This window comes from Pseudomonas sp. G166 (assembly GCF_037027455.2).
GTDB lineage: Bacteria > Pseudomonadota > Gammaproteobacteria > Pseudomonadales > Pseudomonadaceae > Aquipseudomonas.
The window spans coordinates 1,172,036-1,197,865 of record NZ_CP146985.1 but is presented as its reverse complement, the minus strand read 5'-3'; the positions used below and the strand labels follow the sequence as shown (position 1 = coordinate 1,197,865).

23 protein-coding genes are annotated in these 25,830 nt (G+C 61.1%); 5 read left to right on the top strand and 18 right to left on the bottom strand.

All coding sequences use genetic code 11. The annotated features are described in order from the left end of the window. Window positions 1-1,125: an ABC transporter permease gene (locus SGN16_RS05260; protein ID WP_210642983.1), complete on the top strand. Its 1,125-nt coding sequence runs from the start codon at window positions 1-3 to the stop codon at window positions 1,123-1,125. A gap of 45 nt (window positions 1,126-1,170) precedes the next feature. Here the strand turns inward: SGN16_RS05260 and SGN16_RS05255 are convergent, their stop codons facing one another. Together SGN16_RS05255 and SGN16_RS05250 are read right to left on the bottom strand one after the other, a co-directional pair. After that, a complete protein-coding gene (locus tag SGN16_RS05255) occupies window positions 1,171-1,566 on the bottom strand; it encodes a DUF6632 domain-containing protein (protein WP_335943416.1) in 396 nt (131 codons plus the stop codon). A 140-nt stretch (window positions 1,567-1,706) separates the two neighbouring features. Further along, window positions 1,707-3,686, bottom strand: coding sequence for a tetratricopeptide repeat protein (locus tag SGN16_RS05250; protein ID WP_335943415.1), 1,980 nt, complete (start codon window positions 3,684-3,686; stop codon window positions 1,707-1,709). A gap of 343 nt (window positions 3,687-4,029) precedes the next feature. Between SGN16_RS05250 and SGN16_RS05245 the strand changes: the two genes are divergently transcribed. Continuing rightward, the gene (locus SGN16_RS05245; RefSeq protein WP_210642980.1) at window positions 4,030-4,332 is read left to right on the top strand and encodes a hypothetical protein; all 303 of its coding nucleotides are present in this window, start codon (window positions 4,030-4,032) and stop codon (window positions 4,330-4,332) included. A 1-nt stretch (window position 4,333) separates the two neighbouring features. Here the strand turns inward: SGN16_RS05245 and guaA are convergent, their stop codons facing one another. The 4 genes from guaA to SGN16_RS05225 all read right to left on the bottom strand — a co-directional run bounded on the left by guaA (window position 4,334) and on the right by SGN16_RS05225 (window position 9,090). Then, the gene (gene guaA, locus SGN16_RS05240; RefSeq protein ID WP_210642979.1) at window positions 4,334-5,911 is read right to left on the bottom strand and encodes a glutamine-hydrolyzing GMP synthase; all 1,578 of its coding nucleotides are present in this window, start codon (window positions 5,909-5,911) and stop codon (window positions 4,334-4,336) included. Between the two features lie 79 nt (window positions 5,912-5,990). Beyond that, window positions 5,991-7,460, bottom strand: a complete 1,470-nt coding sequence (gene guaB, locus SGN16_RS05235; RefSeq protein ID WP_210642978.1) for an IMP dehydrogenase — start codon at window positions 7,458-7,460, stop codon at window positions 5,991-5,993. Window positions 7,461-7,703: 243 nt separating this feature from the next. Next, window positions 7,704-8,252, bottom strand: coding sequence for a sugar ABC transporter ATPase (locus SGN16_RS05230; protein ID WP_210642977.1), 549 nt, complete (start codon window positions 8,250-8,252; stop codon window positions 7,704-7,706). 70 nt (window positions 8,253-8,322) lie between these two features. After that, window positions 8,323-9,090 carry a sulfite exporter TauE/SafE family protein gene (locus SGN16_RS05225; protein ID WP_335943414.1) on the bottom strand — a complete coding sequence of 256 codons (768 nt, stop codon included), beginning with the start codon at window positions 9,088-9,090 and terminating at the stop codon, window positions 8,323-8,325. Window positions 9,091-9,319: 229 nt separating this feature from the next. Here SGN16_RS05225 and xseA point away from each other — a divergent pair, with 229 nt between their 5' ends. The 3 genes from xseA to leuA all read left to right on the top strand — a co-directional run bounded on the left by xseA (window position 9,320) and on the right by leuA (window position 13,659). Continuing rightward, entirely contained in the window at window positions 9,320-10,699 is a 1,380-nt protein-coding gene (xseA, locus tag SGN16_RS05220; protein ID WP_024616421.1) for an exodeoxyribonuclease VII large subunit, read from the top strand. A gap of 3 nt (window positions 10,700-10,702) precedes the next feature. After that, window positions 10,703-11,524, top strand: a complete 822-nt coding sequence (locus SGN16_RS05215; RefSeq protein WP_109753628.1) for a peptidoglycan DD-metalloendopeptidase family protein — start codon at window positions 10,703-10,705, stop codon at window positions 11,522-11,524. A 455-nt stretch (window positions 11,525-11,979) separates the two neighbouring features. Continuing rightward, window positions 11,980-13,659 carry a 2-isopropylmalate synthase gene (gene leuA, locus SGN16_RS05210; protein ID WP_335943413.1) on the top strand — a complete coding sequence of 560 codons (1,680 nt, stop codon included), beginning with the start codon at window positions 11,980-11,982 and terminating at the stop codon, window positions 13,657-13,659. A 187-nt stretch (window positions 13,660-13,846) separates the two neighbouring features. Here the strand turns inward: leuA and SGN16_RS05205 are convergent, their stop codons facing one another. The 12 genes from SGN16_RS05205 to ndk all read right to left on the bottom strand — a co-directional run bounded on the left by SGN16_RS05205 (window position 13,847) and on the right by ndk (window position 25,743). Then, window positions 13,847-14,263, bottom strand: coding sequence for a hypothetical protein (locus SGN16_RS05205; protein ID WP_335943412.1), 417 nt, complete (start codon window positions 14,261-14,263; stop codon window positions 13,847-13,849). A gap of 67 nt (window positions 14,264-14,330) precedes the next feature. Continuing rightward, window positions 14,331-15,122 (bottom strand): amidohydrolase, encoded by a 792-nt coding sequence (locus SGN16_RS05200; RefSeq protein ID WP_335943411.1) that lies wholly within the window; start codon window positions 15,120-15,122, stop codon window positions 14,331-14,333. Next, window positions 15,110-16,258: a pyridoxal phosphate-dependent aminotransferase gene (locus SGN16_RS05195; protein WP_210642972.1), complete on the bottom strand. Its 1,149-nt coding sequence runs from the start codon at window positions 16,256-16,258 to the stop codon at window positions 15,110-15,112. Before SGN16_RS05195 ends, SGN16_RS05200 begins: the two co-directional genes overlap by 13 nt. Window positions 16,259-16,495: 237 nt before the next feature. Next, on the bottom strand, window positions 16,496-17,968 hold the full coding sequence (gene der, locus SGN16_RS05190; RefSeq protein ID WP_210642971.1) for a ribosome biogenesis GTPase Der: 1,473 nt from the start codon (window positions 17,966-17,968) through the stop codon (window positions 16,496-16,498). Between the two features lie 137 nt (window positions 17,969-18,105). Beyond that, complete coding sequence (gene bamB, locus SGN16_RS05185; RefSeq protein WP_210642970.1) at window positions 18,106-19,257, bottom strand: outer membrane protein assembly factor BamB; 1,152 nt, start codon at window positions 19,255-19,257, stop codon at window positions 18,106-18,108. Next, window positions 19,250-19,891, bottom strand: a complete 642-nt coding sequence (locus SGN16_RS05180; protein WP_210642969.1) for a tetratricopeptide repeat protein — start codon at window positions 19,889-19,891, stop codon at window positions 19,250-19,252. The genes bamB and SGN16_RS05180 overlap by 8 nt, the downstream gene beginning before the upstream one ends. 40 nt (window positions 19,892-19,931) lie before the next feature. Then, window positions 19,932-21,221 carry a histidine--tRNA ligase gene (gene hisS, locus SGN16_RS05175; protein ID WP_335943410.1) on the bottom strand — a complete coding sequence of 430 codons (1,290 nt, stop codon included), beginning with the start codon at window positions 21,219-21,221 and terminating at the stop codon, window positions 19,932-19,934. Window positions 21,222-21,246: 25 nt separating this feature from the next. Beyond that, window positions 21,247-22,356, bottom strand: a complete 1,110-nt coding sequence (gene ispG / locus SGN16_RS05170; RefSeq protein ID WP_003185136.1) for a flavodoxin-dependent (E)-4-hydroxy-3-methylbut-2-enyl-diphosphate synthase — start codon at window positions 22,354-22,356, stop codon at window positions 21,247-21,249. Window positions 22,357-22,359: 3 nt separating this feature from the next. Continuing rightward, window positions 22,360-23,370 carry a RodZ family helix-turn-helix domain-containing protein gene (locus SGN16_RS05165; RefSeq protein ID WP_335943409.1) on the bottom strand — a complete coding sequence of 337 codons (1,011 nt, stop codon included), beginning with the start codon at window positions 23,368-23,370 and terminating at the stop codon, window positions 22,360-22,362. Next, complete coding sequence (gene pilW / locus SGN16_RS05160) at window positions 23,370-24,128, bottom strand: type IV pilus biogenesis/stability protein PilW (RefSeq protein ID WP_210642967.1); 759 nt, start codon at window positions 24,126-24,128, stop codon at window positions 23,370-23,372. The genes SGN16_RS05165 and pilW overlap by 1 nt, the downstream gene beginning before the upstream one ends. 12 nt (window positions 24,129-24,140) lie before the next feature. Continuing rightward, window positions 24,141-25,289, bottom strand: a complete 1,149-nt coding sequence (gene rlmN / locus SGN16_RS05155) for a 23S rRNA (adenine(2503)-C(2))-methyltransferase RlmN (protein ID WP_210642966.1) — start codon at window positions 25,287-25,289, stop codon at window positions 24,141-24,143. Window positions 25,290-25,317: 28 nt separating this feature from the next. Then, a complete protein-coding gene (gene ndk, locus SGN16_RS05150) occupies window positions 25,318-25,743 on the bottom strand; it encodes a nucleoside-diphosphate kinase (RefSeq protein ID WP_042727994.1) in 426 nt (141 codons plus the stop codon). Window positions 25,744-25,830 lie beyond the last annotated feature (87 nt).

Genomic DNA, 25,830 nt, shown 5'->3' with positions numbered 1-25,830 from the left:
GTGCGTAGCCTCTCCAACCTATTCTGGCTCGGCACCAAGGAGCTGCGCATTCTCTCGAAGGACATGATGATGATCCTGTTCATCATCTGGTCCTTCGGCTTCAGCATCTATATGCAGTCGACCGGTGGCGGCGAGACCGTCAACAACGCCGCCGTCGCGGTCGTTGACGAAGACCATTCCAGCCTCTCGCGATCGATCGCCGGGCTGTTCTATCCGCCTTATTTCCAGGCGCCCAAGACGATAGGCACCGCCGATATCGACCGCGCAATGGACAAAGGTCTCTACACTTTTGTCGTGGTCATTGCTCCACGTTTTGAAGCGGACGTACGCAAGGGACGCGATGTCGAAGTTCAAGTTAACGTGGACGCCACCGCGGTCCAGCAGGCATCCCTGGGTGCCGGCTACATTCAGAGCATGGTGACCAACGAGGTCAACCGCTATCGGCAGGAAATAAAACATACCGGGGGGCTCTCCTCCGATCTGGTCATCCGCCGCGCCTTCAATCCAAACGGCACGCAATCCTGGTTCCGTGCGGTCGTCAGCCTTGCCGACCAACTGTCGATGCTGATCATTATCCTGACCGGCGCTGCACTCTTGCGCGAGCGCGAGCACGGCACGATCGAGCACTTGCTGGTGATGCCGCTCACGGCCTTCGAAATTGCGCTCGCCAAGGTCTGGGCGAACGGATTGGTGATCGTCATCGCCTTCATTTGCTCGCTTTTATTCGTGATCGAGGATCTGCTCGATGTGCCGATAGCTGGCTCACGCAGCCTGCTGGTGCTTGGAACGGTCATCTACGTCTTCGCCACGGCGGCGATCGGCATCTTCCTGGGCACGCTGGCCCGCACCATGGCGCAGTTCGCCCTTTTGATGATCATGACGGTGATGCCGATGATGATGCTGTCGGGGGGGATGTCGCCGATCGAGAGCCAGCCGCAGTGGGTCCAGTACGTGACGTGGTTTTTCCCTTCGCGGCACTATGTAGGTTTCACCCAGGCGATCGTTTTTCGAGGGGCGAATCTGGATATCGTCTGGAAAGAGTTCCTGACGGTCATGGTGATGGGGGTGACCTTTCTCACGATGAGCCTGATGCTGTTCCGTCGATCCGTCGCCACCTTGCACTAGGCGGGTCGGATCCGGAATGGAACACCATCACCCCGCTCGATGCGGCTAGCGTGCCTTGTCAGCGCGTGGCGTAAAAAACGCCAGCACCGCCGCGACGATGAACAGCGCCGGCACGTCGCCGAGTAAGTGCCCCATATGGCGGGTCCCATCCATCTCGACGTCGAAGGACTGCACGGCCATGATCGCGCCATGCACGATACTCGACCATACCGTGAACCAGATCAGGCTCAGGTGTTTCATCGGATCGCGCGACGCCATCAGCAGGAACACGCCGAGGGTCGCGTAGATTCCGACAATCATCAGCGGATAGTGGGAATGGCCGCTGTGCCACGCCCAGCCAGACGGCCACAGGTTCATCAGCGGCCAGATCGCGAATACGGCGATCAGGCCGACAACGATCAAAACCATGCGCAAGGCGGCGAGTCGTTGGATGTCATTCATGGCAGGCTCCTTATTGCGGCGGGTCTGTTGCCGTAACTGGATGCCCGTGAGTATAGGACGCCCCTCGGGCATGCCCCCCGTCAACCGGTACCGCCAGTCGCCTTGACGGTGACCGTGAAATCCACCCAGTGCAGAGCGTTCTATGACTCGCTGACTCGATCCAGCCAGGCCTTATGCTCGGGACTTGTATCAGCGGGTAATTCCCGAATATAGGCGTGTAACTCTGCTTGCATACCGAACACCTTCCATACCAGCGGCGCCAAGCGCAATGCCGGGCTGCGCGCCTGCTCCAACTCGCGCAGCATTTGCAGGCTGCGCTCTTTGTATTCGGCGAGTACGTCCGATTGGTAGTCGAGGGCTTTGCCCAATCCGCAGATGTACATCAACTTTGCCACTTCGAGCGTGGGCCAATGGAGGGCCATGTTAAGCGGCCAGTCGAGCATGGCACGCTCCCCCCACATCGAGGATTTGGGCACATGCCCGTTCGCCAGCAGCGTCAACATGAAGGATTGACCCAGCTCAGTCAGGTACACCGGCAGGACTTCGGCCGTAGGACGCAGGTAGAACGAATCCAGCGGCGCCTCGCGCCCCAGTCCAACGCCGGCCAGCAAGCGCGTCTCAAGATCGAGTACCAGCGCGCCGAGGTCTGCCTTCACCGCGCTGCCGCTTTCGGTGGCCGATTTCGTGCGGGTCGCGCAGTCCCAGAGACTCAGGGCAATCTGCCACTGGACTTGGTCATCCTCCCCCGAACAGCCGATTTCGCCGGTGACGAAGTACTTCATCATCGGCGGCACGATATCGAAGAGCGCCTGGCCGTCGGCTTCGGCCCCAGACAACACTGGTCCGCCACCTTCCACGATTTGGATATAGCAAGTGCCTACATGGTCGCTCCAGTAGTGCACGGCTTCGGCCAGGTAAAGAGGAATGGCGCGCGAGAGGCGCCCCAGTTCATCCTCGCGTTGCGATTCGGCGCGTTCTGCCCCGTCTGTGCTTTTGGAAAACGCGAAGAAACCGACCTGCGATGCGCCTTCCGGTTTCTGCGCGAAGAACCAATCGGCGTTGCGCAGACCGTAGTGCCAGATCGGCTGGTTTAACGCTAACGTCGTGAACTTCAGGCTTTCTGGATCGATCGGTACGCCCTGTACATCTTGCTTGCGCATTTGCTCGAAGACTTGCGCAAACTGATCGAGCTGGCTTTTGATCGGCATGAAGCCGAGCGCATACAAGCGGGCGAGCAGCGCCTGGCCTTCATCCGCGTTGCCGAGTTCCTGATAGGCGCGCAACAGGTTGATACCCGCCATCGCGTCGTGCTTGTGCTCGTCGTAGACAGGCCCGATCAGTTCAATGATCAGTGGAATCTGGCCGTTATTGCCCAAGTCGCCCGATATCATCATCAGCGCGCCGCCGTCGAACCGCCCCCCGGCCAGAACCTCGGCATAGAGGGCTCGCGCCGGTTCGACGTCGTTGTGCTCCAGATAATGCCGCGCCCGCCACAACTGCGCCCGCCAGCTGCCCGGTAACGCAGCCACAGTACGCAGTGCTTGCAGATAGCCCTCCTCACCTGCTCGCTCCCGCTGAATGGCCGCCCACCAGAGCATGCCATTCTCTAGATTCGGTTCGGTTTGTACCGCGCGCCAAAGCGTCTCATCGGCAAGCGCCTGCTCACCTCGTTCAGTGAATACCTTGGCCAGGTTGGTCAGCAGGGTGCCCGTTGCCCCGACTTTCGCCATCCCCGCACGCAGCGTGGTTTCGGCGGCATCGAGCTGGCCGTTCTCCAGCAGCACGATGCCCTGGATCACGTGGCTGCGCTCGGGATTGCTGTCGATTGCGACAAGTTGCGCAGCGGCCGGAATCAAATCGGCCACGAAACCGTCGTTCAATCCCGAGATAATCAGGCTGTAGAGCTCATCGGCATCGCTCCACTTCTGTTGCAGATTGGGCAGCAAGACGCTGTCGCGCCACTCGTTGCGGGTAATCTTCATCTCACGACCGTAGCTGTCGTAGACCGTGATCAGCTCACTCTCGTCCGACGGGGGCGACGCGTCAGCGTGCACAGAAGAAACAGGTGTCGACGTACGGGATTTCTTGCCGCTCAGCGCGGACAGGATGCGTTTGAACATAATGGCAGTGACACCGTTTCTGAGTATGTCGGCACGGTGTTCTTGGAATGGGAGTTTGCAGTCTTCTAGCGAGCGGCCGACAGCATTGCGCATTCACTTGCAGAGAGCGACGGACAAACGTGGACAAGCCAAGAGCAACGATGGGGAAGCCGGCATTTAAGCACAATTTCAAACACGACTTTACGCAGCTGCTGAGCACAGACACCTTGGCCAGAGCGGCCGGAATGAGTGAATACGCAGGATGTCACGCGCTTGCCCGGCCCATTAGCCATGGGCGCGGGCGGCCTCGACCGTACGGGCGATCAGGCCCCAAGACGCTCACCCAACTAAAGCTTCCAACTCTTTGAAAGCCACTCCAGGTAAACGTCGGCCTTCTTTCGCAACGTTGACCTGCATCCATGGCCCAGCCATCGTCAGCAAGCTGATATTTCAAGGTAAAGGTAAATTCCATTGTTCTATTCCCCAGCATCGCCATCAGCCCTCCAACGCTGTCACGGCATGTCATTGCAGTTGGAGGCTTGATGAAACTTGGAATGGGCCTGCAGAAATGAAAAAAGCCCTGTGGAAGTTATCCACAGGGCTTTTGATCAAGGCAGGTGCCGAAACCAATACAGGTACCTTCAGCGGTACCGGTATTTACGCCTGACTCATTCCCACTCAATCGTCGCCGGCGGCTTGCTCGACACGTCATACGTCACGCGAGAGATGCCTTCAATCTCATTGATGATCCGCCCGGAAACGGTCTCCAGCAGCTCGTACGGCAGGTGCGCCCAGCGCGCAGTCATGAAGTCGATGGTTTCCACGGCACGCAGGGCCACGACCCAGGCGTAACGACGGCCATCGCCAACCACACCAACGGATTTCACTGGTTGGAACACCACGAAGGCCTGGCTGACCTTGTGGTACCAGTCGGCCTTGCGCAGTTCTTCGATGAAGATGTGGTCGGCACGACGCAGCAGGTCGGCGTATTCCTTCTTCACTTCACCGAGGATCCGCACACCCAGGCCTGGGCCTGGGAATGGGTGGCGGTAGACCATGTCGTAAGGCAGGCCCAGCTCCAGGCCGAGGCGACGCACCTCGTCCTTGAACAGTTCGCGCAGCGGTTCGACCAGCTTGAGGTTCATCTCTTCCGGCAGGCCACCAACGTTGTGGTGGGACTTGATCACGTGGGCCTTGCCGCTCTTGGCGCCGGCGGACTCGATCACGTCGGGGTAGATGGTGCCCTGGGCCAGGTACTTGATGTTGTCCAGCTTGCAGGATTCGGCATCGAACACGTCGATGAAGGTGCGGCCGATGATCTTGCGCTTCTTCTCCGGGTCGGACTCGCCGGCCAGGTTGTTCAGGAACTGTTCTTCGGCGTTGGCGCGGATCACCTTGACGCCCATGTTCTCGGCGAACATGGCCATCACTTGCTCACCTTCGTGCAGACGCAGCAGGCCGTTGTCGACGAAGACGCAGGTCAACTGGTCGCCGATGGCCTTGTGCAGCAACGCGGCGACCACCGAGGAGTCCACGCCGCCCGACAGGCCGAGCAGCACGTTGTCGGTACCGACCTGGGCGCGCACTTGGGCGATGGCGTCTTCAGCGATCTTCGACGGGGTCCACAGGGCTTCGCACTCGCAGATGTCGAGGATGAAGCGCGACAGGATCCGGCCACCTTGCTTGGTGTGGGTCACTTCCGGGTGGAACTGCACACCGTAGTAACGGCGGTCATCGTTGAACATGCCGGCAATCGGGCAGCTCGGGGTGCTGGCCAGGATGTGGAAGTCTTCCGGCATCTTGGTGACCTTGTCACCGTGGCTCATCCACACATCGAGGCCGAACAGGCCGTCGGCGTCGATATGGTCCTCGATGCCGTCCAGCAGGCGGCTCTTGCCGACCACGTCAACGCGGGCGTAACCGAACTCACGCAGGTCGGAGCCTTCTACCTTGCCGCCCAGTTGTTCAGCCATGGTCTGCATGCCGTAGCAGATACCGAAGACCGGCACGCCCAGGTCGAACACCGCTTGCGGGCAGCGCGGGCTGTTGGCTTCGTGCACGGACTCGGGGCCGCCGGCGAGGATGACGCCTTTAGGCGCGAATTCGCGAATCGCTTCGTCATCCATGTCGAACGGATGCAATTCGCAGTACACGCCGATTTCACGCACGCGGCGGGCGATCAGTTGGGTGTACTGGGAACCGAAGTCGAGGATCAGGATGCGGTGAGCGTGAATGTCGAGGGCCATGACTCATTCTCATGTAGTGAATCAGAAACAACTCGGGGCTGAATGAACAGCCCCGGTGATTAACGTTTTACTGGAGGCCTTAACCTACTCGGTAGTTCGGCGCTTCCTTGGTGATCTGTACGTCGTGGACATGGGACTCGGCCATGCCGGCACCGGTGATACGCACGAATTCCGGCTTGGTGCGCATCTCTTCGATGTTGGCGCTGCCGGTGTAGCCCATGGAAGAACGCAGGCCACCCATCAGTTGATGGATGATGGCGCTCAGGGTGCCTTTGTACGGCACGCGACCTTCGATACCTTCCGGCACCAGCTTCTCGGCACCCGCGGAGGAGTCCTGGAAGTAACGGTCGGAAGAGCCCTGGGCCTGGGACATGGCGCCCAGCGAACCCATGCCGCGGTAGGCCTTGTAGCTACGGCCCTGGAACAGTTCGATCTCGCCCGGCGCCTCTTCAGTACCGGCGAACATCGACCCCATCATCACGCAGGAAGCACCGGCGACGATGGCCTTGGACAGGTCACCGGAGAACCGGATGCCGCCGTCGGCGATCAACGGCACGCCAGTGCCTTCAAGGGCCGCGGCGACGTTGGCGATGGCGCTGATCTGCGGCACGCCGACACCGGCAACGATACGGGTGGTGCAGATCGAGCCAGGGCCGATACCGACCTTGACTGCGTCGGCGCCAGCTTCGGCCAGGGCCTTGGCGGCAGCGCCGGTGGCGATGTTGCCGCCGATCACCTGCACTTCCGGGAAGTTCTGCTTGACCCAACGAACGCGGTCGATCACGCCTTTGGAATGGCCGTGAGCGGTGTCGACCACCACCACATCGACACCAGCCGTCACCAGGGCCGCGACACGATCACCGGTGTCCTTGCCGGTGCCGACCGCAGCGCCTACACGCAGACGCCCCTGGTCGTCCTTGCTGGCCAGCGGGTAAGCCTTGGCTTTTTCGATGTCGTTGACGGTCATCATGCCCTTGAGGGCGAATTTGTCGTCGACGATCAGCACGCGCTCGATGCGGTGCTTGTGCAGCAATTCGCGGACTTCGTCCTTGCTGGTGCCTTCCTTGACCGTGACCAGGCGCTCTTTAGGCGTCATCACTTGACGGACGGTGGCATCCAGGCGGTTCTCGAAGCGCACGTCGCGGGAGGTGACGATGCCGACCAGGTCGCCATCGTGCAGCACCGGAACGCCGGAGATGTTGTGCATGCGGGTCAGTTCGAACAGATCGCGAACCGTGGCGTCAGCCTCGATGGTGATCGGGTCCTTGACCACGCCAGCCTCGAACCGCTTGACCTTGCGCACTTCGGCGGCCTGCTGTTCGATGGTCATGTTCTTGTGGATGATACCGATACCGCCTTCCTGGGCCATGGCAATGGCCAGACGGGCTTCAGTCACGGTGTCCATGGCGGCGGAAACCAACGGTATATTCAGTTCGATGCCACGGGTGAGACGGGTTTTGAGACTGACTTCGTTAGGCAGTACTTCGGAATAACCGGGCACTAGGAGAATGTCGTCGAAGGTCAGAGCTTCTTGGCTGATACGCAGCATCGCGGGGGCTCCCGAGCGGGAAAATGGAAGCGCGCCATTATACTCATGGACCCTGTCTGGCTCAATGTAAAACTCTGTCTATTATTGCCGGGGTGATCGATGGGCTAAATCAATGCCTGACTGCCAACACATTTCCCTGTGGGAGCGAGCTTGCTCGCGAAAGCGATGGATCAGCTACAGATAGGTGAATGACACCCCGCCATCGCGAGCAAGCTCGCTCCCACACCGGTTACCGCGTCGCCTCTATAGCTCCACCTTCACCCAACTCACCGGCTGATCCAGCCAATCGGCGAACTCATCCAGAAATGCCTGCTTGAAACCCGCTTCCAGCCAATTATTGAAAATGAAACCCAAATTCGAGAAGCCGCAGGGCTGCAGGAACAGAAAGCCATTGATGTCGTCTTCGTGGCCACATTCGGGGCAGGTGAAGTTGTCGGTGCGGGCCGGCATCCAGTCTTCCAGGCTTTCGAACAACGCCTCGCCGATTTCCTTGCGGCACTCGGCGCAACCCGCTTCCTCCAGAAAGCCTTTGGCCGGGGTGTAGATGCAGCGCTTGGTGATGATTTCCAGGCCATTGATCGCTTCGCCAAACGGCAAGGCTTCGGGGTGCATGACCACGTCGCGGGCACCAGGGGCGATGGCGTGGGCCATGCGATTGCCGGTGCGCCCGCAGGTGGTCAGTTGTTCTTCGACGATATTCTTGCGCACCAGCCAGCGCACAATCGCCCGGGCCCGAGGCTCGTGGACTGGCAAGGTGGAAATTTTCGGGACGATGATGCTTTGCGAGTTCATGGCGAGGCCTGGCTATTCCCCTGGCAGGGTCTGATCAAAGGCCGGCAGCTTAATCCCTGGTGGGGCCAGGTCAAGCACTCAGGTAGCGCCCGATCAATGCGAGGCCGCTGGCAAGCACCAGCCAGGTGACCAACCGCACGAACGCCTCTCGCGACATCTTCATGGTCAAGCGACGCCCTACCCACAGCCCCAGCGCCATGGCCGGCAACAAACACAGCGCCAGTACCAGCAAGGGTAGCTCGGCATACACACCCGCGACGGCGAACAGACTCAGACGCACCACGGTACTGCAACTGATCAGCGCACTTTGGGTGGCACGGGCCGGTTCCTTGGGCAAGCGGCTGTTCAGGTAGATGGCATATAAAAAGCCGCCGCTGCCGAACAATGCGCCGAACATCCCGCCCACCGTGCCCATCGGGAACGCCCATAGCGCCGACAACTGCGCCGGCCGCCTTTTTATCAACAGGCTGTAGAGCGCATAGGCGCTGATGAATAGCCCCATCAACAACAGCAACAGGTCGGACTTGAGGCTGAGCAGGAAAATCACCCCCAGGGTGCAGCCTACTGCCATGCAAGGCAGCAACCGCAGCAACTCCGGCCGGGAGACGTCCCGACGCGACGGCAGCAGATTGCCAAAGGCGGCGACAAAATCCAGCAGCACTAAAAGCGGCACGATTTTCGACAACGGCATGAACAGCAGCAGAATCGGCCCGGCCACCAGCGCCGTGCCAAACCCGGCGATGCCGAACACGATGTAGGCCAGAGCGATGGCCAGGCCGATCACCAGCCATTGCGTTGGCGCGAATGCCCATTGGCCTAACCATGACAGAAGATCCATTGCCGACTTCCTTGGTGACAAAGCGGGCGACTTTAGCCAGATCCAGGGCGACACATCCAGCATTTGTGGTGACTGACCCATTGCAATCGCGAGCAGGCTCGCTCCCACAGGGGATCTGTGTCGCAGCGAAGATCCAGTGTGGGAGCGAGCCTGCTCGCGATGCAGACGACTCGGTCTAATTGTCTGCACACATGGAGATTCACCGGCGAATGCCCTTATCATGCCGCCCATGATTAAAGATCCCTTTGCCCGACTGGGCCTGGACCGCGAGGTCCTGACTGTCAGCCAGCTCAACGGCCGTGCTCGGGTGTTGCTCGAAGACGTATTCAGCAACATCTGGGTCGAAGGCGAGATCTCCAACCTCGCCCGTCCGGCTTCCGGCCACGTGTATTTCACCCTCAAGGACAGCGGCGCCCAGGTGCGTTGCGCGCTGTTCCGGCAGAACGCCGCACGGGTACGCCAGGCCTTGAAAGACGGGCTGGCGGTGAAGGTGCGCGGCAAGGTCTCGCTGTTCGAGGGCCGTGGCGACTACCAACTGATCCTCGACACCGTGGAGCCGGCCGGCGATGGCGCCCTGCGCCTGGCCTTCGATGCCCTGAAGGAAAAGCTCAGCGCCGAAGGCCTGTTCAGCGCCGAGCGCAAGGTGCCGCTACCGGCCCATCCGCAACGCATCGGCATCATCAGCTCGCCCACCGGCGCAGTGATCCGCGACATCATCAGCGTCTTCCGCCGCCGGGCGCCGCAGATCGCCCTGACCCTGATTCCTACTGCCGTGCAGGGCCGCGAAGCCACCGCGCAAATCGTCCGTGCCCTGAAACTGGCCGATGCCCGGGGTTTCGATGCGCTCATCCTGGCCCGCGGCGGCGGTTCGCTGGAGGACTTGTGGTGCTTCAACGAAGAGGCCGTGGCCCGCGCGGTGGATGCCTGCGTCACGCCGATCGTCAGCGCCGTCGGCCATGAGACCGACGTGTCCATCAGCGATTTCGTCGCCGACGTGCGCGCCCCTACCCCGTCCGCCGCCGCCGAGCTACTGGCCCCGGATGCGGGCGATCTGGTACGTCGGGTCGAAAGCCTGCATCGCCGGCTAGTGATGCGCATGCGCGACCGTCTGATGCGCGATCAACTACGCCTCGAAGGCCTCACCCGCCGCCTGCGTCATCCCGGTGAACGCCTGCGCCAGCAAGCCCAACGCCTCGACGACCTGGACATGCGCATGCGCCGGGCCTTCGAGCGCAGCCTCAATACCCGCCGCGAACGGCTGATCCGCCTGGAAACCCGCCTGGCCGGGCAACACCCGGGCCGGCAACTGGCATTGCTGCGCCAGCGCCTGGACAGCCTCGCTGAACGCCTGCCCCGGGCCATGCGCGAAGGCCTGAAGACGCGCCGGGTACAATTGCACAACCAAATGCAGACGTTGCACATCGTCAGCCCCCTGGCGACCCTTGGCCGGGGCTACAGCATTTTGCTCGACGAACGCGGCCAGGCGATCCGCAGCGCCGGGCAAACCCAGACCGGCCAACGCCTGACCGCCAAGCTTGGCGAAGGCGAACTGCTGGTGCGGGTCGAAGACAATCACCTGACGCCGGTCACCCTTTCTTTACTGGATTGATTCATGCCGCGATATCTCGCCCCATTGCTCCTGCTGTGCCTGACCTTCAACGCCCACGCCGACAGCTACATCAGCCGCCTGTTGAACAAACCGGTGCCCGGCGGCGTGGCCGTGGTGGACCTGGGCAGCGCGGCCAAGGCGCCGAAAGCCAGTTATCAGGGCAAACCGGTGCTGGTGGTCAAGGAGCAGGACAACTGGCTGGCGATTGTCGGCATCCCGCTGACAGTTCAACCCGGCACCCAGCAGATCAGCAGTGGCGGCAGCACCCAGCCGTTCGTGGTCGGCTATAAAAAGTACCCGGAACAACACATCACCCTGAAGAATAAACGCCAGGTCAACCCAAACCCGGCAGACCTCAAGCGCATCGACGCCGAACTGGCCGTGCAACTGAAGGCCTACCGCAGCTTCAGCCCGAACATCCCCAGCAACCTGCTGCTGGACAAACCGGTCAACGGCCCGCTGTCGAGCAAGTTCGGCGTGCGTCGGTTCTTCAACGGCGAAGAACGCAACCCCCACGCCGGCCTGGACTTCGCCGTGCCCGCCGGCACGCCGATCAAGACCCCGGCCGCCGGCAAAGTGATCCTCACCGGCAATTACTTCTTCAATGGCAACACGGTATTCGTCGATCACGGCCAAGGCTTCATCAGCATGTTCTGCCACATGTCGAAGATCGACGTGAAGGTCGGCCAGCAGCTGGCCCGCGGCACGGTGGTGGGCAAGGTCGGCGCCACCGGCCGGGCGACCGGGCCGCACATGCACTGGAACATCAGTCTGAACGATGCGCGGGTGGATCCGGCGATTTTTATTGGGGCGTTTCAGCCCTGAGCCTTGCGCAAGGCTACTGGCCTCTTCGCGAACAGGCTCGCTCCCCCATGGGTAATTCGGCGTTCTGAAAAACGCCGCTGTACCTGTGGGAGCGAGCTTGCTCGCGATGACGGGAGTAGCATCACCACCTCCCCATGGATTGCCGAGCTACAAACATCGACGCAATAAAACTACAAATCCCCCAATAACACGCGATTAAATCTCGCAAACCCTTCCAAAAACAGAACTTCTCTCAATTTTTCCCGACTGCTTGCGATCCGCCCCTCACGCGGTTAGGGTTGAGGGCATGAAAACCTCTCACACCCTCATCCAGCTTCGCCAGCATCGCAGCCTGTGCCTCGTCAGCGCACGACTGCCGGGCTGAATCGCGGCACCTCGCTCCGGCTCTGAAGCCAACCCCATTCGAACCACCGGCAGGCCGCCTCTTTCCGGCCACGACAATAAGGATTCCTCCGATGAGCATGCTCAAAGACCCGTCTTCCAAATACCGCGCCTTCCCGACCATCAACCTGCCGGATCGCACCTGGCCGTCGAAGACCATCACCGCCGCGCCGATCTGGTGCAGTTCCGACCTGCGCGACGGCAACCAGTCGCTGATCGAGCCAATGGACGCGGTGAAAAAACTGCGTTTCTGGAAAACCCTGGTGGCCGTGGGCGTCAAGGAAATCGAAGCATCGTTCCCGGCGGCTTCGCAGACCGATTTCGACTTCGTGCGCACCCTCATCGAAGAAGGCCACATCCCGGACGACACCACCATCCAGGTGTTGACCCAGGCTCGTGAAGACCTGATCGCCCGTACCTTCGAATCCCTGCGCGGGGCGAAAAAAGCCATCGTCCACCTGTACAACGCCACCAGCCCGTCGTTCCGCCGCATCGTGTTCAACCAGGACAAGGAAGGCGTGAAGGAAATCGCGGTGAACGCGGCCAAGCTGTTCGTCAAATACGCCGCGCAGCAGCCAGAAACCCAGTGGCAGTTCGAGTACTCGCCAGAAACCTTCAGCGCCACCGAGCTGGAGTTCGCCAAGGAAGTCTGCGACGCGGTGATCGAAGTGTGGAACCCGACGCCTGAGCGCAAGGTGATCCTCAACCTGCCGGCCACCGTGGAAGTCGCCACCCCGAACATCTACGCCGACCAGATTGAATGGTTCGGTCGCAACATCACCCGTCGTGACAGCGTGATCATCAGCCTGCACACCCACAACGACCGTGGCACTGGCGTCGCGGCCACCGAGCTGGGCCTGATGGCTGGCGCCGACCGTGTCGAAGGCTGCCTGTTCGGCAACGGCGAGCGCACCGGCAACGTCGACCTGGTGACCGTAGCACTGAACCTCTACACCCAGGGCATCGACCCTGAGCTGGATTTCTCCGACATCGACGGCGTGCGCAAAGTGGTCGAAGAGTGCAACCAGATCCCGGTGCACCCGCGTCATCCGTACGTGGGCGACCTGGTTCACACCGCGTTCTCCGGCTCGCACCAGGACGCCATCCGCAAAGGTTTCGCGCAGCAGAAATCCGATGGGCTGTGGGAAGTGCCGTACCTGCCGATCGACCCGGCCGACATTGGCCGCAGCTACGAGGCAGTGATTCGGGTCAACAGCCAGTCCGGCAAGGGCGGCATCGCCTACCTGCTGGAGCAGGAGTACGGCATCAGCCTGCCGCGCCGCATGCAGATCGAATTCAGCCAGGTGGTACAGCGCGAGACCGATCGCCTGGGCCTGGAAATGACCGCCCAGCAGATCCACAGCCTGCTGCAACGCGAATACCTGCAAGCCAACACTCCGTACGCGCTGGTCAGCCATCGCCTGCAGGAAGAAAACGGCAACAGCGCCGTGGAAGTGGAAGTGGCCAGCAAGGGCCAGGGCGAAACCAACCTGCACTGGCGCGGCAAGGGCAACGGCGCACTGGAGGCGCTGGTGGCCGGGTTGCCGATTCCAGTGGAGATCATGGACTACAACGAACACGCCATCGGCGCCGGCACCAATGCCAAGGCTGCGGCGTATATCGAACTGCGGGTCAACGGTGAGCGTGCGGTGCACGGCGTAGGCATTGACGAAAACATCACCACCGCCAGCTTCAAGGCCCTGTTCAGCGCGCTGAACCGCTCGCTGAGCCAGCCGGAAGCCAAGGCGGCCTGATCCTCTGATGAAATGCAAAAGGCCCCGGGGTGTGAACCCTGGGGCCTTTTTGTTTGGCTGGTGTTTTATGTTGTCAATTCTGGCCTCATCGCGAGCAAGCTCGCTCCCACACTGGATCTGCGGTGAACACAGATCAAATGTGGGAGCGAGCTTGCTCGCGATGGCGGCCTGTCAGGCAACCGAGATATCAGGCATGGGTATCAATCGAGACTGTCATCGCTTGCAACAGCGACGCCCGCAGGGTTTGCAGCGTCGCCTGGGTGCCCATGATCTGGGTCTGGAGAGCCATCGCCTGCTGGGCTTTCTGCTCTTCGCTGGCTTGGCTCTTCTGCACGCGGGCCAGTTGGGCTTGCTGCTGGGCCAGTAGTTTTTCGGCCTGCTCGATCTGCTTCTTCAACTGCTCGATGGTGCTGTCACCCGCCTCGGCACCCGCGCCGGCGACGTTTGCGCCACGAGTGTCGACCTGTAGTGTCTTGTCTTTGTCATCATCAGTTTCAGTCGCGGCGACAGGACTGACCGTTTTCTCTTCTTCCGCCCCCTTGATAGAAACTTTAGAGGCTGACATCGGGTACGGGTTGACGGTGGTTGCGCTGATACTGGTCATGAGCATTCTCCTTGGCTGACCGTTTATCGGCATCCAATCCCGTTCCTGAAGGGCTGAATCGTTTCAATCAGATGAATTCGAAGCGGTCGGCATCCAGGTTTGCCGGAAACCGCGCCCGATACGCTGCCAGGTCCACCGCGTTCAAGCACACCGTGAACACCCCGTCTGCCTCGCCGGCACTGAGCAGAGTCTCGCCCTGGAAATCCAGCACCTGACTATCACCGGTGTAGGCGAAACCCTTGCCGTCGGTGCCGATGCGGTTCACTGCCGCCACATAGCACAGGTTCTCGATTGCCCGGGCCGGCAGCAGCCGATTCCAATGCTGGCGCCGGGCGCCTGGCCAGTTGGCGGTGTACAGCAACAGGTCGGTGTCCTCGGCGTCACGGCTCCAGACCGGGAAGCGCAGGTCGTAGCAAATCAGCGGGCGAATGCGCCAGCCCTTGAGTTCGAACAGCACCTGGCGCTCGCCCGGCGTGTAATGGTTGTGCTCCCCGGCCATGCGAAACAGATGGCGCTTGTCGTAATGCAATACCTCGCCGTCCGGGCGCGCCCAGAGCAGACGATTGCGGTGGCTGCCGTCCGCCGCCTGAATGATCACACTACCGGTGATGACCGCGTCCAGCTTCGCCGCCTGGGCCTTGAGCCACTTGTGCGCAGGGCCGTGCTCCGGCTCCGCCAGGCGCTCGGACTCCATGGAAAAGCCCGTGGTGAACATTTCCGGCAGGATGATCAGGTCCGCGCCACGCGCCTGCTCCAGCAGACCTTCGAAATGCTCCAGGTTGGCCTGGCGGTCGTGCCAGGCCAGGGTGGTCTGGACCAGCGCCACATTCAGGTTGGGCAACGCAGTCAGATCACGCATAGTTTTTCCGCCGCTTCACGCAGCGTCTCCTCGCGCTTGGCAAAGCACAGGCGCACCAGGCGCTGGCCTTCGGGTGGGTTCTGGTAGAACACCGAGACTGGGATCGTCGCCACGCCGTGCTCACGGGTCATCCATACCGCCATGTCGACGTCATTCAGGTCCGGACGGATTTGCGAATAATCCACCAACTGGAAATAAGTACCGGTCACTCGCTTGAAGCTGAACCGCGACGGCGCCAGTAGATCGCAGAACAGGTCGCGCTTGGCCTGGTAGAAATCCGGCAATTCTTCGACATGCTCCGGATGCTCGGCCATGTAGTCGGCCAGGGCGTATTGCAACGGCGTCACGCCGCAGAAGCTGACGTATTGATGCACCTTGCGCAGCTCCGCCGTCAGGGCCGCTGGCGCCACCACGTAGCCGGTTTTCCAGCCGGTGACGTGGTAGGTCTTGCCGAACGAGCTGACCACGAAGGCCCGCCGATACAGCTCTTCATGGGCCAGGACGCTGGCGTGGGCGACGCCGTCGAACACCAGGTGTTCGTAGACCTCGTCGCTGATCAGGTAAATGTCGCGGTCGCGAATCAGTGCCGCCAGTTGATCCAGTTCGGCGCGACTGATCAGGGCGCCACTGGGGTTGTGGGGGCTATTGAGGATGATCATCCGCGTACGCGGGCTCAACGCTTCGCTGAGCCTCTGGAAATCGATGGCGAAGTCATCCAGGCCCAACTGCACATGCACGCAACGCCCGCCGGCCAACTGCACCGCCGGCTCGTAACTGTCATAGCAAGGGTCGAACACGATCACTTCGTCGCCGCTGTGAACCACCGCCGCAATGGCACAGAAAATCGCCTGGGTCGCGCCGGGAGTCACGGTCACTTCTTGATCGGCATCGACGCTGGCGCCGTAACTGCGGGCGATCTTCGCCGCGATCTGCTGGCGCAGCGCCGGCAAACCGGTCATGGGCGAGTATTGGTTATGGCCTTGGGCGATATGCCGGCCGACTGCATCGCGCAGGGCCTGCGGACCATCGAAATCGGGAAACCCCTGGGACAGATTGAGCGCGCCGGTCTGCGCGGCGAGCTGGGACATCTGGGTGAAAATAGTGATGCCGACATTCGGCAACTTGCTGGTGATCATCGAGGGTTCCCTGGGTCTGCACCCGGCTCAGGTGCGGCACGGGAGAAGTCGAGGATAGCCCAATCGCCGGGCATGAAAAAGGGTGCCACCAAGGACACCCTTCTTACGCTGACACAACTCATACCCTGTGAGAGCGAGCTTGCTCGCGATGGCGGTGAATCAGCGTGCATCCCTGTTGATGTACTGCCGCTATCGCGAGCAAGCTCGCTCCCACAGTGGAACTGCGGTGACTATCGATCAGCGCTTGTCACGACGCTTCTTGTCAGCCTTCTTGTGGTGCGACATCAAGCGGCGCTTCTTGTTGACCTGGCGGTCGGTGAGCGTATTCTTGTTGCCTTCGTACGGGTTTTCGCCGCCCTTGAACTCGATACGGATCGGCGTGCCGACCAGCTTCAGGACGCGACGATAGGTGTTTTCCAGGTAACGAACGTACGACTTGGGCACCTTCTCGATCTGGTTACCGTGAATCACGATGATCGGCGGGTTGGCACCGCCCAAGTGGGCGTAACGCAGCTTGATCCGGCGGTTGTTGACCATCGGTGGCGCGTGCTCGCCAACGGCGTCTTCGAGAATCTGGGTCAGGCGGTTGGTCGGCCAGCGGGTGACCGCCGACTTGAACGAGTTCTGCACAGAGGCGTAGAGGTTGCCCACGCCGGTACCGTGCAGGGCCGAGATGAAGTGGATATCGGCGAAGTCGACGAAGAACAGCCGACGCTGCAATTCGACCTTGACGAAATCCCGCTCGCTCGGCGTCATGCCGTCCCACTTGTTGATCGCGATAACCAAAGCACGACCAGCTTCCAGGGCAAAGCCCAGCAGGTTGAGGTCGTGATCGACCACACCCTCGCGGGCATCCATCACGAAGATCACCACGTTGGCGTCCTTGATCGCCTGCAAGGTTTTGACCACGGAGAATTTTTCGACTTCTTCGTGGATCTTGCCGCGCTTGCGCACACCGGCGGTGTCGATCAGCGTGTACTTCTCTTCGTTACGCTCGAAGGGGATGTAGATGCTGTCGCGGGTGGTGCCGGGTTGGTCGTACACGATCACCCGGTCTTCGCCGAGCATGCGGTTGACCAACGTCGACTTGCCGACGTTCGGGCGACCGATGATGGCGATCTTGATCCCGTCTTTTTCGCTCGGGCCGGGAATGCGCTTGGCTTCCTCGCCTTCGGCAACGACTTCTTCCTCGCCGTCTTCCGGCTCGTCTTCGTCGTCTTTCGGGAAATCAGCCAGGGCGATTTCCAGCATCTGGGTGATGCCACGACCGTGGGCACCGGCGATCGGGATCGCCTGGCCCATGCCCAGCGGGGCGAACTCGGCGCGGGCCATGTCCGGGTCGATGTTGTCGACCTTGTTGGCGACCACGTAGGAACGCTTGTTACGTTTGCGCAAATGCTCGGCGATCATCTGGTCGGCGGCGGTAAAACCGGCCTTGGCGTCTACCAGGAACAGCACCACATCGGCTTCTTCGATGGCGAGCAGCGATTGCTCGGCCATTTTTTCGTCCATGCCGTGTTCATCACCGGAGATGCCGCCGGTGTCGACCAGAATATAGGTACGCCCTTGCCACTTGGCCTCACCGTATTGGCGATCACGGGTCAGACCGGACAAGTCGCCGACAATGGCGTCGCGAGTCCTGGTCAGGCGGTTGAACAAGGTGGACTTGCCGACGTTCGGTCGGCCCACCAGGGCGATTACGGGAACCATGCGGCTCTCCACTTCGTTATTTCAGAAAATACAAAAGCCGCTGCTAGGCAGCGGCTGGTGCTCGGGGCAGCACTGTGGGAACAGGCTTGCTTGCTCCCACAGGTGAAGCCGCTTGGGGGATTAGCCCAAGCATAGTCTTACTTGATGGTCAGGGCTTCCAGTTTGCCGCTGTTGCCATACACATAAATCATGTTGCCCGCCACCAGCGGACGGGCACGCAGGCCGTCGCTGTCGATACGCTCACGGCCGACGAAACGGCCGTCCACCTGGCTGAGCAGGTGCAGGTAACCTTCCAGGTCACCCACTGCAACGTAGCTGGAGAACACTTCCGGAGCCGACAGTTGACGACGGGCCAGGGAGTCGTTGCTCCACAACGCAGTGGTGGAACGCTCGTCGACGCCTTCAACCGTGCCCGAGGACAGGCTTACGTAGACGCTGCCAAAGCCCTGGGCGACACCGGCGTAGCTGGACGCATCGCGCTGCCACAACGGACGACCGCTTTCCAGGTCCAGCGCCGCCACGCGACCCTGGTAGCTGGCGACATACAGCGTACCGCCGGACAGCAGCAGGCCGCCGTCGATGTCGACCACGCGCTCCAGTTCCGAACGGCCTTGCGGGATGGCTACGCGCTGTTCCCAGACCGGCACGCCGTTGGAAATATCCAGGGCGACCACTTTACCGGTCGACAACCCAGCCACCGCGAGGCGGTTGGTGACGACTGGCGCACTGGTGCCACGCAAGGTCAGTACTGCCGGGGTGCTGTCATACAACCAGCGCTGGTTACCGGTAGCGGCATCCAGGCCGATCAGACGGTCATCCTGGGTCTGGACCACGACCACGTCACCGTTGGTTGCAGGCGGTGCGAGCACTTCACTGGTCACGCGGGCGCGCCATTTTTCTTCACCGCTGCTCGCGTCCAAGGCAACGATCTCACCCTTGAGCGTGCCGATCATGACCAGCCCGTAACCCACGCCAACGGCGCCGGAAACGGGCAGTTCGAGATCTTTCTTCCACTTGACGTCGCCGTTGCTGCGATCCATCGCCATGACCACGCCAGTGACATCACCGGCATAGATGGTGTCGCCGTCGATGGCTGGCACCAGCATGTTGTAGGTTTCACCCTGGCCGTCACCGATGGAGCGGCTCCACTGCTTCTGCAACACGACTTCTTCTTTGAAGTCGGTCAACTCGGCCGGAGGCAGTTCTTTCTTGCTGTTGCTGCTGCAACCCGCGGCCAGAATGGCCAGAGCCAGCAATGCTGCATGTTTCCAACGGATCACGTCACGCATCCCCTTTGGCCAGGTCGTCCAGCTTGATTTGCAGGCCACCGACTGCGGCTTCATCCGACAGCGCAGCCTTGGCTTTTTGGTAGGCCGCATGGGCCTCATCAGCACGACCCAGCTGTACCAGCAGGTCGCCCTTGAGTTCTTCGCGGGTCGCCAGGAAGGCCTTGTCGGCATCGCCGTCGAGCAGCTTCAACGCGTCTTCGGCCTTGTTCTGTGCCGCCAGCACCTGCGCCAGGCGCTGACGGGCCACTTCGCCCAGGGTCGGGTTGGCCGGCTTGTCGACGATAGCTTTGAGTTCGGTGGCAGCGTCGTCCAGCTTGCCGCTGTCCACGGCAACCTTGGCCACGAACAGGCGACCGTATTGCGCGTAGGCAGTGCCGCCGAATTCGCTGTTGAGCTTGCCGGACAGGTCCGCCACACGGGCAGGGTCAGGCTTGCCGTCCGGGGTCAGGGTGGTTTCCAGCAATTGCTGGTAGAGCACCGAGGCGCCTTGCGACTGGTTGCTCTGGTATTTCTGGTAGGCCTGCCAGCCGAACACGATGACCAGCGCCAACAGGCCGCCAGTGACCAGCGGCTTGCCGTTGCGCGTCCACCAGTCCTTCAAATCCGCCAGCTGTTCATCTTCGGTACTCGACACCCCAATACTCCTTAATCGCTAAATCGGCTGTTTGACAGCTTCAACCCTGCACGACGCAGGTGGCCAGGTGTGCAGCAAGCGCATCCCAGGCAATACTTTGTTGTTCGCCCTGGCCACGCAGGGGTTTGAAACCTACCACTTGTTGGGCCAGTTCGTCGTCACCGAGGATCAGTGCATACAGCGCACCGCTCTTGTCGGCCTTCTTGAATTGGCTCTTGAAACTGCCGGCGCCGGCGTTGATCTGCAGGCGCAGGTTGGGCAACTGGTCGCGGACCCGTTCGCTCAACGTCAGGGCCGCCAGTTCGGCTGCCTCGCCGAAGGCGCACAGGTAAACGTCGACCTGACGGGCCAGTTCCTCCGGCACCTTGTCCAGGGCCTCAAGCATCAGCACCAGGCGCTCGATGCCCATGGCAAAACCCACGCCCGACGTCGGCTTGCCGCCCATCTGTTCCACCAGGCCATCGTAACGGCCGCCGGCACACACAGTGCCCTGGGCGCCGAGCTTGTCAGTGACCCATTCGAAAACGGTCTTGCTGTAGTAATCCAGACCACGAACCAGTTTCGGGTTGATCACGTAAGGAATACCGGCGGCGTCCAGGCGGGCCTTGAGCCCCTCGAAGTGCACGCGGGACTCTTCGTCGAGGTAGTCGGCCATTTTTGGCGCATCCACCAGTACGGCCTGCGTGTCCGGGTTCTTGGTGTCCAGCACCCGCAGCGGGTTGGTCTTCAACCGGCGCTGGTTGTCTTCGTCCAGGTGCTCGAGGCGGGCCGAGAGAAACTCCACCAGTGCGTCACGGTAGCGAGCGCGGGCTTGGGCGGTGCCGAGGCTGTTGAGCTCAAGCTTGACGGCATCACGAATGCCCAACTCGCCCCACAGGCGCCAGGTCAGCACGATCAGTTCGGCGTCGATGTCCGGGCCGTCGAGGTTGAACACCTCGCAACCGATCTGATGAAACTGGCGATAGCGGCCTTTCTGCGGACGCTCGTGACGGAACATCGGGCCGATATACCAGAGCTTCTGCACCTGGCCGCCGCCGGTGATGCCGTGCTCGAGCACCGCACGCACGCAGGCCGCCGTGCCTTCCGGGCGCAGGGTCAGGGAATCGCCGTTGCGGTCGTCGAAGGTGTACATCTCTTTTTCGACGATGTCGGTCACTTCACCGATGGAGCGCTTGAACAGCTCGGTGAACTCGACGATCGGCATGCGGATCTGCCGGTAACCGTAGTTATCCAGCAAACGCGCCACGGTGCCCTCGAAATAGCGCCACAGGGGCGTCTGCTCGGGCAGGATGTCGTTCATGCCACGAATGGCTTGCAGAGACTTGCTCACAGGTAATCCTTAAAAATTCGTTTGCTCAGCCGCGTGCAATGACCGCCGCGTCGGCTTCGACCTTTTCGGCCGCTTTCTGGCGGATCAGCCTTTCCAGCTCATCCACCAGATTGTCATTCGTCAGTTTCTGCGACGGCTTGCCGTCGATGTAAATCAGGTTCGGCGTACCGCCAGTCAGGCCGATATGGGCCTCCTTGGCTTCGCCCGGCCCGTTGACCACGCAACCGATCACCGCGACATCCAGCGGCACCAGCAGGTCTTCGAGGCGCCCTTCCAGCTCGTTCATGGTCTTGACCACATCGAAGTTCTGCCGCGAGCAGCTCGGGCAGGCGATGAAGTTGATCCCACGGGAACGCAGGTGCAGAGACTTGAGAATGTCGTAGCCGACTTTCACTTCCTCGACCGGATCAGCCGCCAACGAGATGCGGATGGTATCGCCAATCCCTTCGGCGAGCAGCATACCGAGGCCGACGGCGGATTTCACCGTGCCCGAACGCAACCCACCGGCTTCAGTGATGCCCAGGTGCAGTGGCTGGACGATTTCCTTGGCCAGCAAGCGGTAGGCTTCAACGGCCATGAACACGTCGGAAGCCTTCACGCTGACCTTGAAGTCCTGGAAATTCAGGCGTTCGAGGTGCTCGACATGGCGCAGGGCCGACTCCACCAGCGCAGCCGGGGTCGGTTCGCCGTATTTCTTTTGCAGGTCTTTTTCCAGGGAACCGGCGTTCACACCGATACGGATCGGAATGCCACGGTCGCGGGCAGCATCCACCACGGCGCGTACGCGGTCTTCGCGACCGATGTTGCCCGGGTTGATGCGCAGGCAGTCCACACCCAGCTCGGCCACGCGCAGGGCAATGCGGTAGTCGAAATGGATGTCGGCCACCAGCGGCACCTTGACCAACTGTTTGATCTTGCCGAACGCCTCGGCGGCGTCCATGTCCGGCACCGAAACCCGCACGATGTCGACACCGGCGGCTTCCAGGCGATTGATCTGCGCGACCGTGGCGGCCACGTCGTTGGTGTCGCTGTTGGTCATGCTCTGCACAGCGATAGGCGCATCGCCGCCGACAGGCACGTTACCCACCCAGATCTTGCGGGATTCGCGACGTTTGATTGGAGATTCGCCGTGCATGACTTATTGACCCAACTTCAGGCGAGCGGTCTCGCCACTGGTGAACGGAGCGATGTCGACCGGCTGGCCGTTGTAGCTGACCTGCGCGCCACGGGCATAACCCAGGCGCACGGCAAAGGGCGGCTTGCCGTTGATGGAGGTGCTATCGCCCTTGCGCTTGAGGCCACTGAACAGCACCTTGCCGTTGCCGTCGGTGACTTGCGTCCAGCAATCGGCGATAAATTGAATCTGTACCTGGCCTTCACCAGCGGCAGGCGCCACCGGAGCCACTGGCGCTGCCGGAACGACTGGAGCGGCGTGGGTCGCAGGCGCAGCCACGCTCGGCGCTGGCGCGGTCGGCGCGGCAGGTGCCGTGGCAATCGGCGCGCTGCCGATGATCGGGGCAGCCGGAGCAGGTGCAGGAGCAACCGGCTCGGCGCCAGCTTCGGCATCCGCGCCATCTTGGCCTTGAGGCAGCGCCAGAGCGGTTTCGCCTTCGGCCTGGCCTTCCATGACGGCCTGGTCTTCCGGCTCGTCCAACGGATGGATCTGGGTGGTGCCGTCGGCACCTTCGACTTCGACGTGCTCAGGGTTCATGGCTACCGGTTCCTTGTTGCGCAAGGAAGCCTGATCCTGCCACCAGACAAAACCGCCACCAATCACCGCGATCAGCAACAACAGGCTGACGATGCGCAAGATGGTGTGGGAAACGCGCACCGGCTCTTCGATGCGACCCAGGCTGTGCACGTTGCTGCCTTGGGCATCGGAACCGGTGTACTGATCGAATTGCTGGACCAGCACGGTCTGGTCCATGCCGAGCAATTTGGCATAGGCGCGGATGTACCCGCGGGCGAAGGTATGCCCTGGCAGCTTGTCGAACGCGCCGCTTTCCAGATTGCCCAGGGAAGCCACGGTGAGATTGAGCTTGAGGGCCACTTCGGCCAGCGACCAACCATTGCTTTCGCGGGCTTGACGCAGGGTCTCACCGGGATTTACGCGAGTCGCTGCTACAACTTCAGGATGCGCCGCTTTCATCATTGCTCCGACAGGTATTGCTGATATTCCGGCGTACCGGGATAGAGTCTTTTTAGTTGCAGGCCATAACTGGCAGCCTTGTCGCGATCTTCAAACACATGTGCCAGCCGAACGCCGAGCAATAGACTACGTGCATTTTGCTCGCTCAGCAGGCTAAAACGTTCGTAATAGTCGCGGGCGGGCACATATTGCCTGTCTTCGTAGGACAACTCAGCCATTTCCAGCAATGCGCGCGGTTGCTGATGGTTGAGCCGCAGCGCCTTTTCGAGCTGCTGGCGGGCCAGGTCACGCTGGCCGAGTTTCGATGCCGTCATGCCGAGGTTCTCGAAAACTCGCGAACGCTCGGGATAAAGGGTGTCGGCGGCGGCCTGCTCAAACCGCTCGTAGGCGTCCTTGTAACGCTTCTGTTCGAACAGGAAGCTGCCGTAGTTGTTCAGGATCCGGGCATCCTGCGGGCGGCCGGACAGCGCCTTGCGAAAATGCTCGTCGGCCAGTTCCGGTTCCATCTCGGCCTGGAATACCAGGGCCAGGGCCGCGTTGGCGTCAGGGTCTGAACTGTCCAGCTCCAGGGCTTTCTTGAGCGGGACCTTGGCCCGTTCGGTCATGCCCTGCTGCAAATAGCCGATGCCCAGTTGCACATAGGCCACACGTGCCTCGTCGCGTCCCTTGCTGGTTTTCATCGGGTTGTAGTCACCCGACAGAACACAACCGGTGCACAGCCCGGCCAACAGCAAGATGAGCGCGAAGCGCAGGGACATAGAGTTCCTCTCTTAGTGACTGTTCGCAGCGTTTTGCGCCACATCGTCGCTGGCGTTCAATTCACGCACGGCAATGTAGCGCTCGCTGCGACGGGTGCGATCCAGCACCTGTCCTACCAATTGGCCACACGCGGCATCGATGTCTTCGCCGCGGGTGGTGCGCACAGTGACGTTGAAGCCGGCATGATGAAGCTGATCCTGGAAGCGACGAATCGCATTGTTGCTCGGACGCTCGTAACCGGAGTGCGGGAACGGGTTGAACGGGATCAGGTTGATCTTGCACGGGATGTTCTTGAGCAACTCGATCATCTCGACCGCATGCTCGACCTTGTCGTTCACGTCCTTGAGCAAGGTGTATTCGATGGTCAGTACGCGCTTTTCGCCCAGGGACGACATGTAGCGCTGGCACGACTCCAGCAGCATCTTAAGCGGATACTTCTTGTTGATCGGCACCAATTGGTTACGCAATGCGTCATTGGGTGCGTGCAGCGACAACGCCAGGGAGACGTCGATGTGCTTGGCCAGCTCATCGATCATCGGCACCACGCCCGAGGTGGACAAGGTCACCCGGCGCTTGGAGATGCCATAGCCCAGGTCATCCATCATCAGGTGCATGGCGGCGATGACGTTGTCGAAGTTCAGCAGCGGCTCACCCATGCCCATCATCACCACGTTGGTGATGGCACGGTCGACGGTCGCCGGGACGCTGCCAAAGGATTTGTTGGCAATCCACACCTGGCCGATCACTTCGGCGGCGGTGAGGTTGCTGTTGAAGCCTTGCTTGCCGGTGGAGCAGAAACTGCAATCCAGGGCACAGCCTGCCTGGGACGAAACGCACAAGGTGCCGCGCTTGCCCTGGGGAATGTAGACGGTCTCGACGCAGCTGCCGGACGCCACGCGCACCACCCACTTACGGGTGCCGTCGCTGGAGATGTCCTCGCTGACCACTTCCGGACCGCGAATCTCAGCAACTGCCTTGAGCTTTTCGCGCAAGGCCTTGCTGACATTCGTCATGGCGTCGAAATCGTCGACGCCAAAGTGGTGAATCCACTTCATCACTTGGCCGGCACGGAAACGCTTCTCCCCGATCGAGTCGAAGAATTTCTCCATTTCCGGCTGGGTCAGGCCCAACAGGTTGGTTTTGCCGTTCGATGTAGTCATGGATTCACCTTCACTCAAAAGCCTGGGCTTAGCGAGTGGTTACTTCAGTAGCGGAGAAAAAGTAAGCGATTTCGCGAGCAGCAGCGGCTTCGGAGTCCGAACCGTGAACGGCGTTGGCGTCGATCGACTCGGCGAAGTCAGCGCGGATGGTACCGGCAGCAGCTTCTTTAGGGTTGGTAGCGCCCATCAGCTCACGGTTGCGAGCGATGGCGTTTTCGCCTTCCAGCACCTGAACGACAACCGGACCGGAAGTCATGAAGGCAACCAGCTCACCGAAGAAACCGCGCTCGCTGTGCTCAGCGTAGAAGCCTTCGGCTTCGGCTTTGGACAGTTGCTTCATTTTCGAAGCTACAACGCGCAGGCCAGCGTCTTCGAAACGGGTAACGATCTTGCCGATCACGTTTTTAGCAACGGCGTCAGGCTTGATGATGGAGAAAGTACGTTGAACAGCCATGGTGTAACTCCAGAAACGGTAATTTGCGAAAAATTAAACCCGCGAATTATACGCGGGTTCAGGGGTATTGCCTAACCTGCCAGGTGG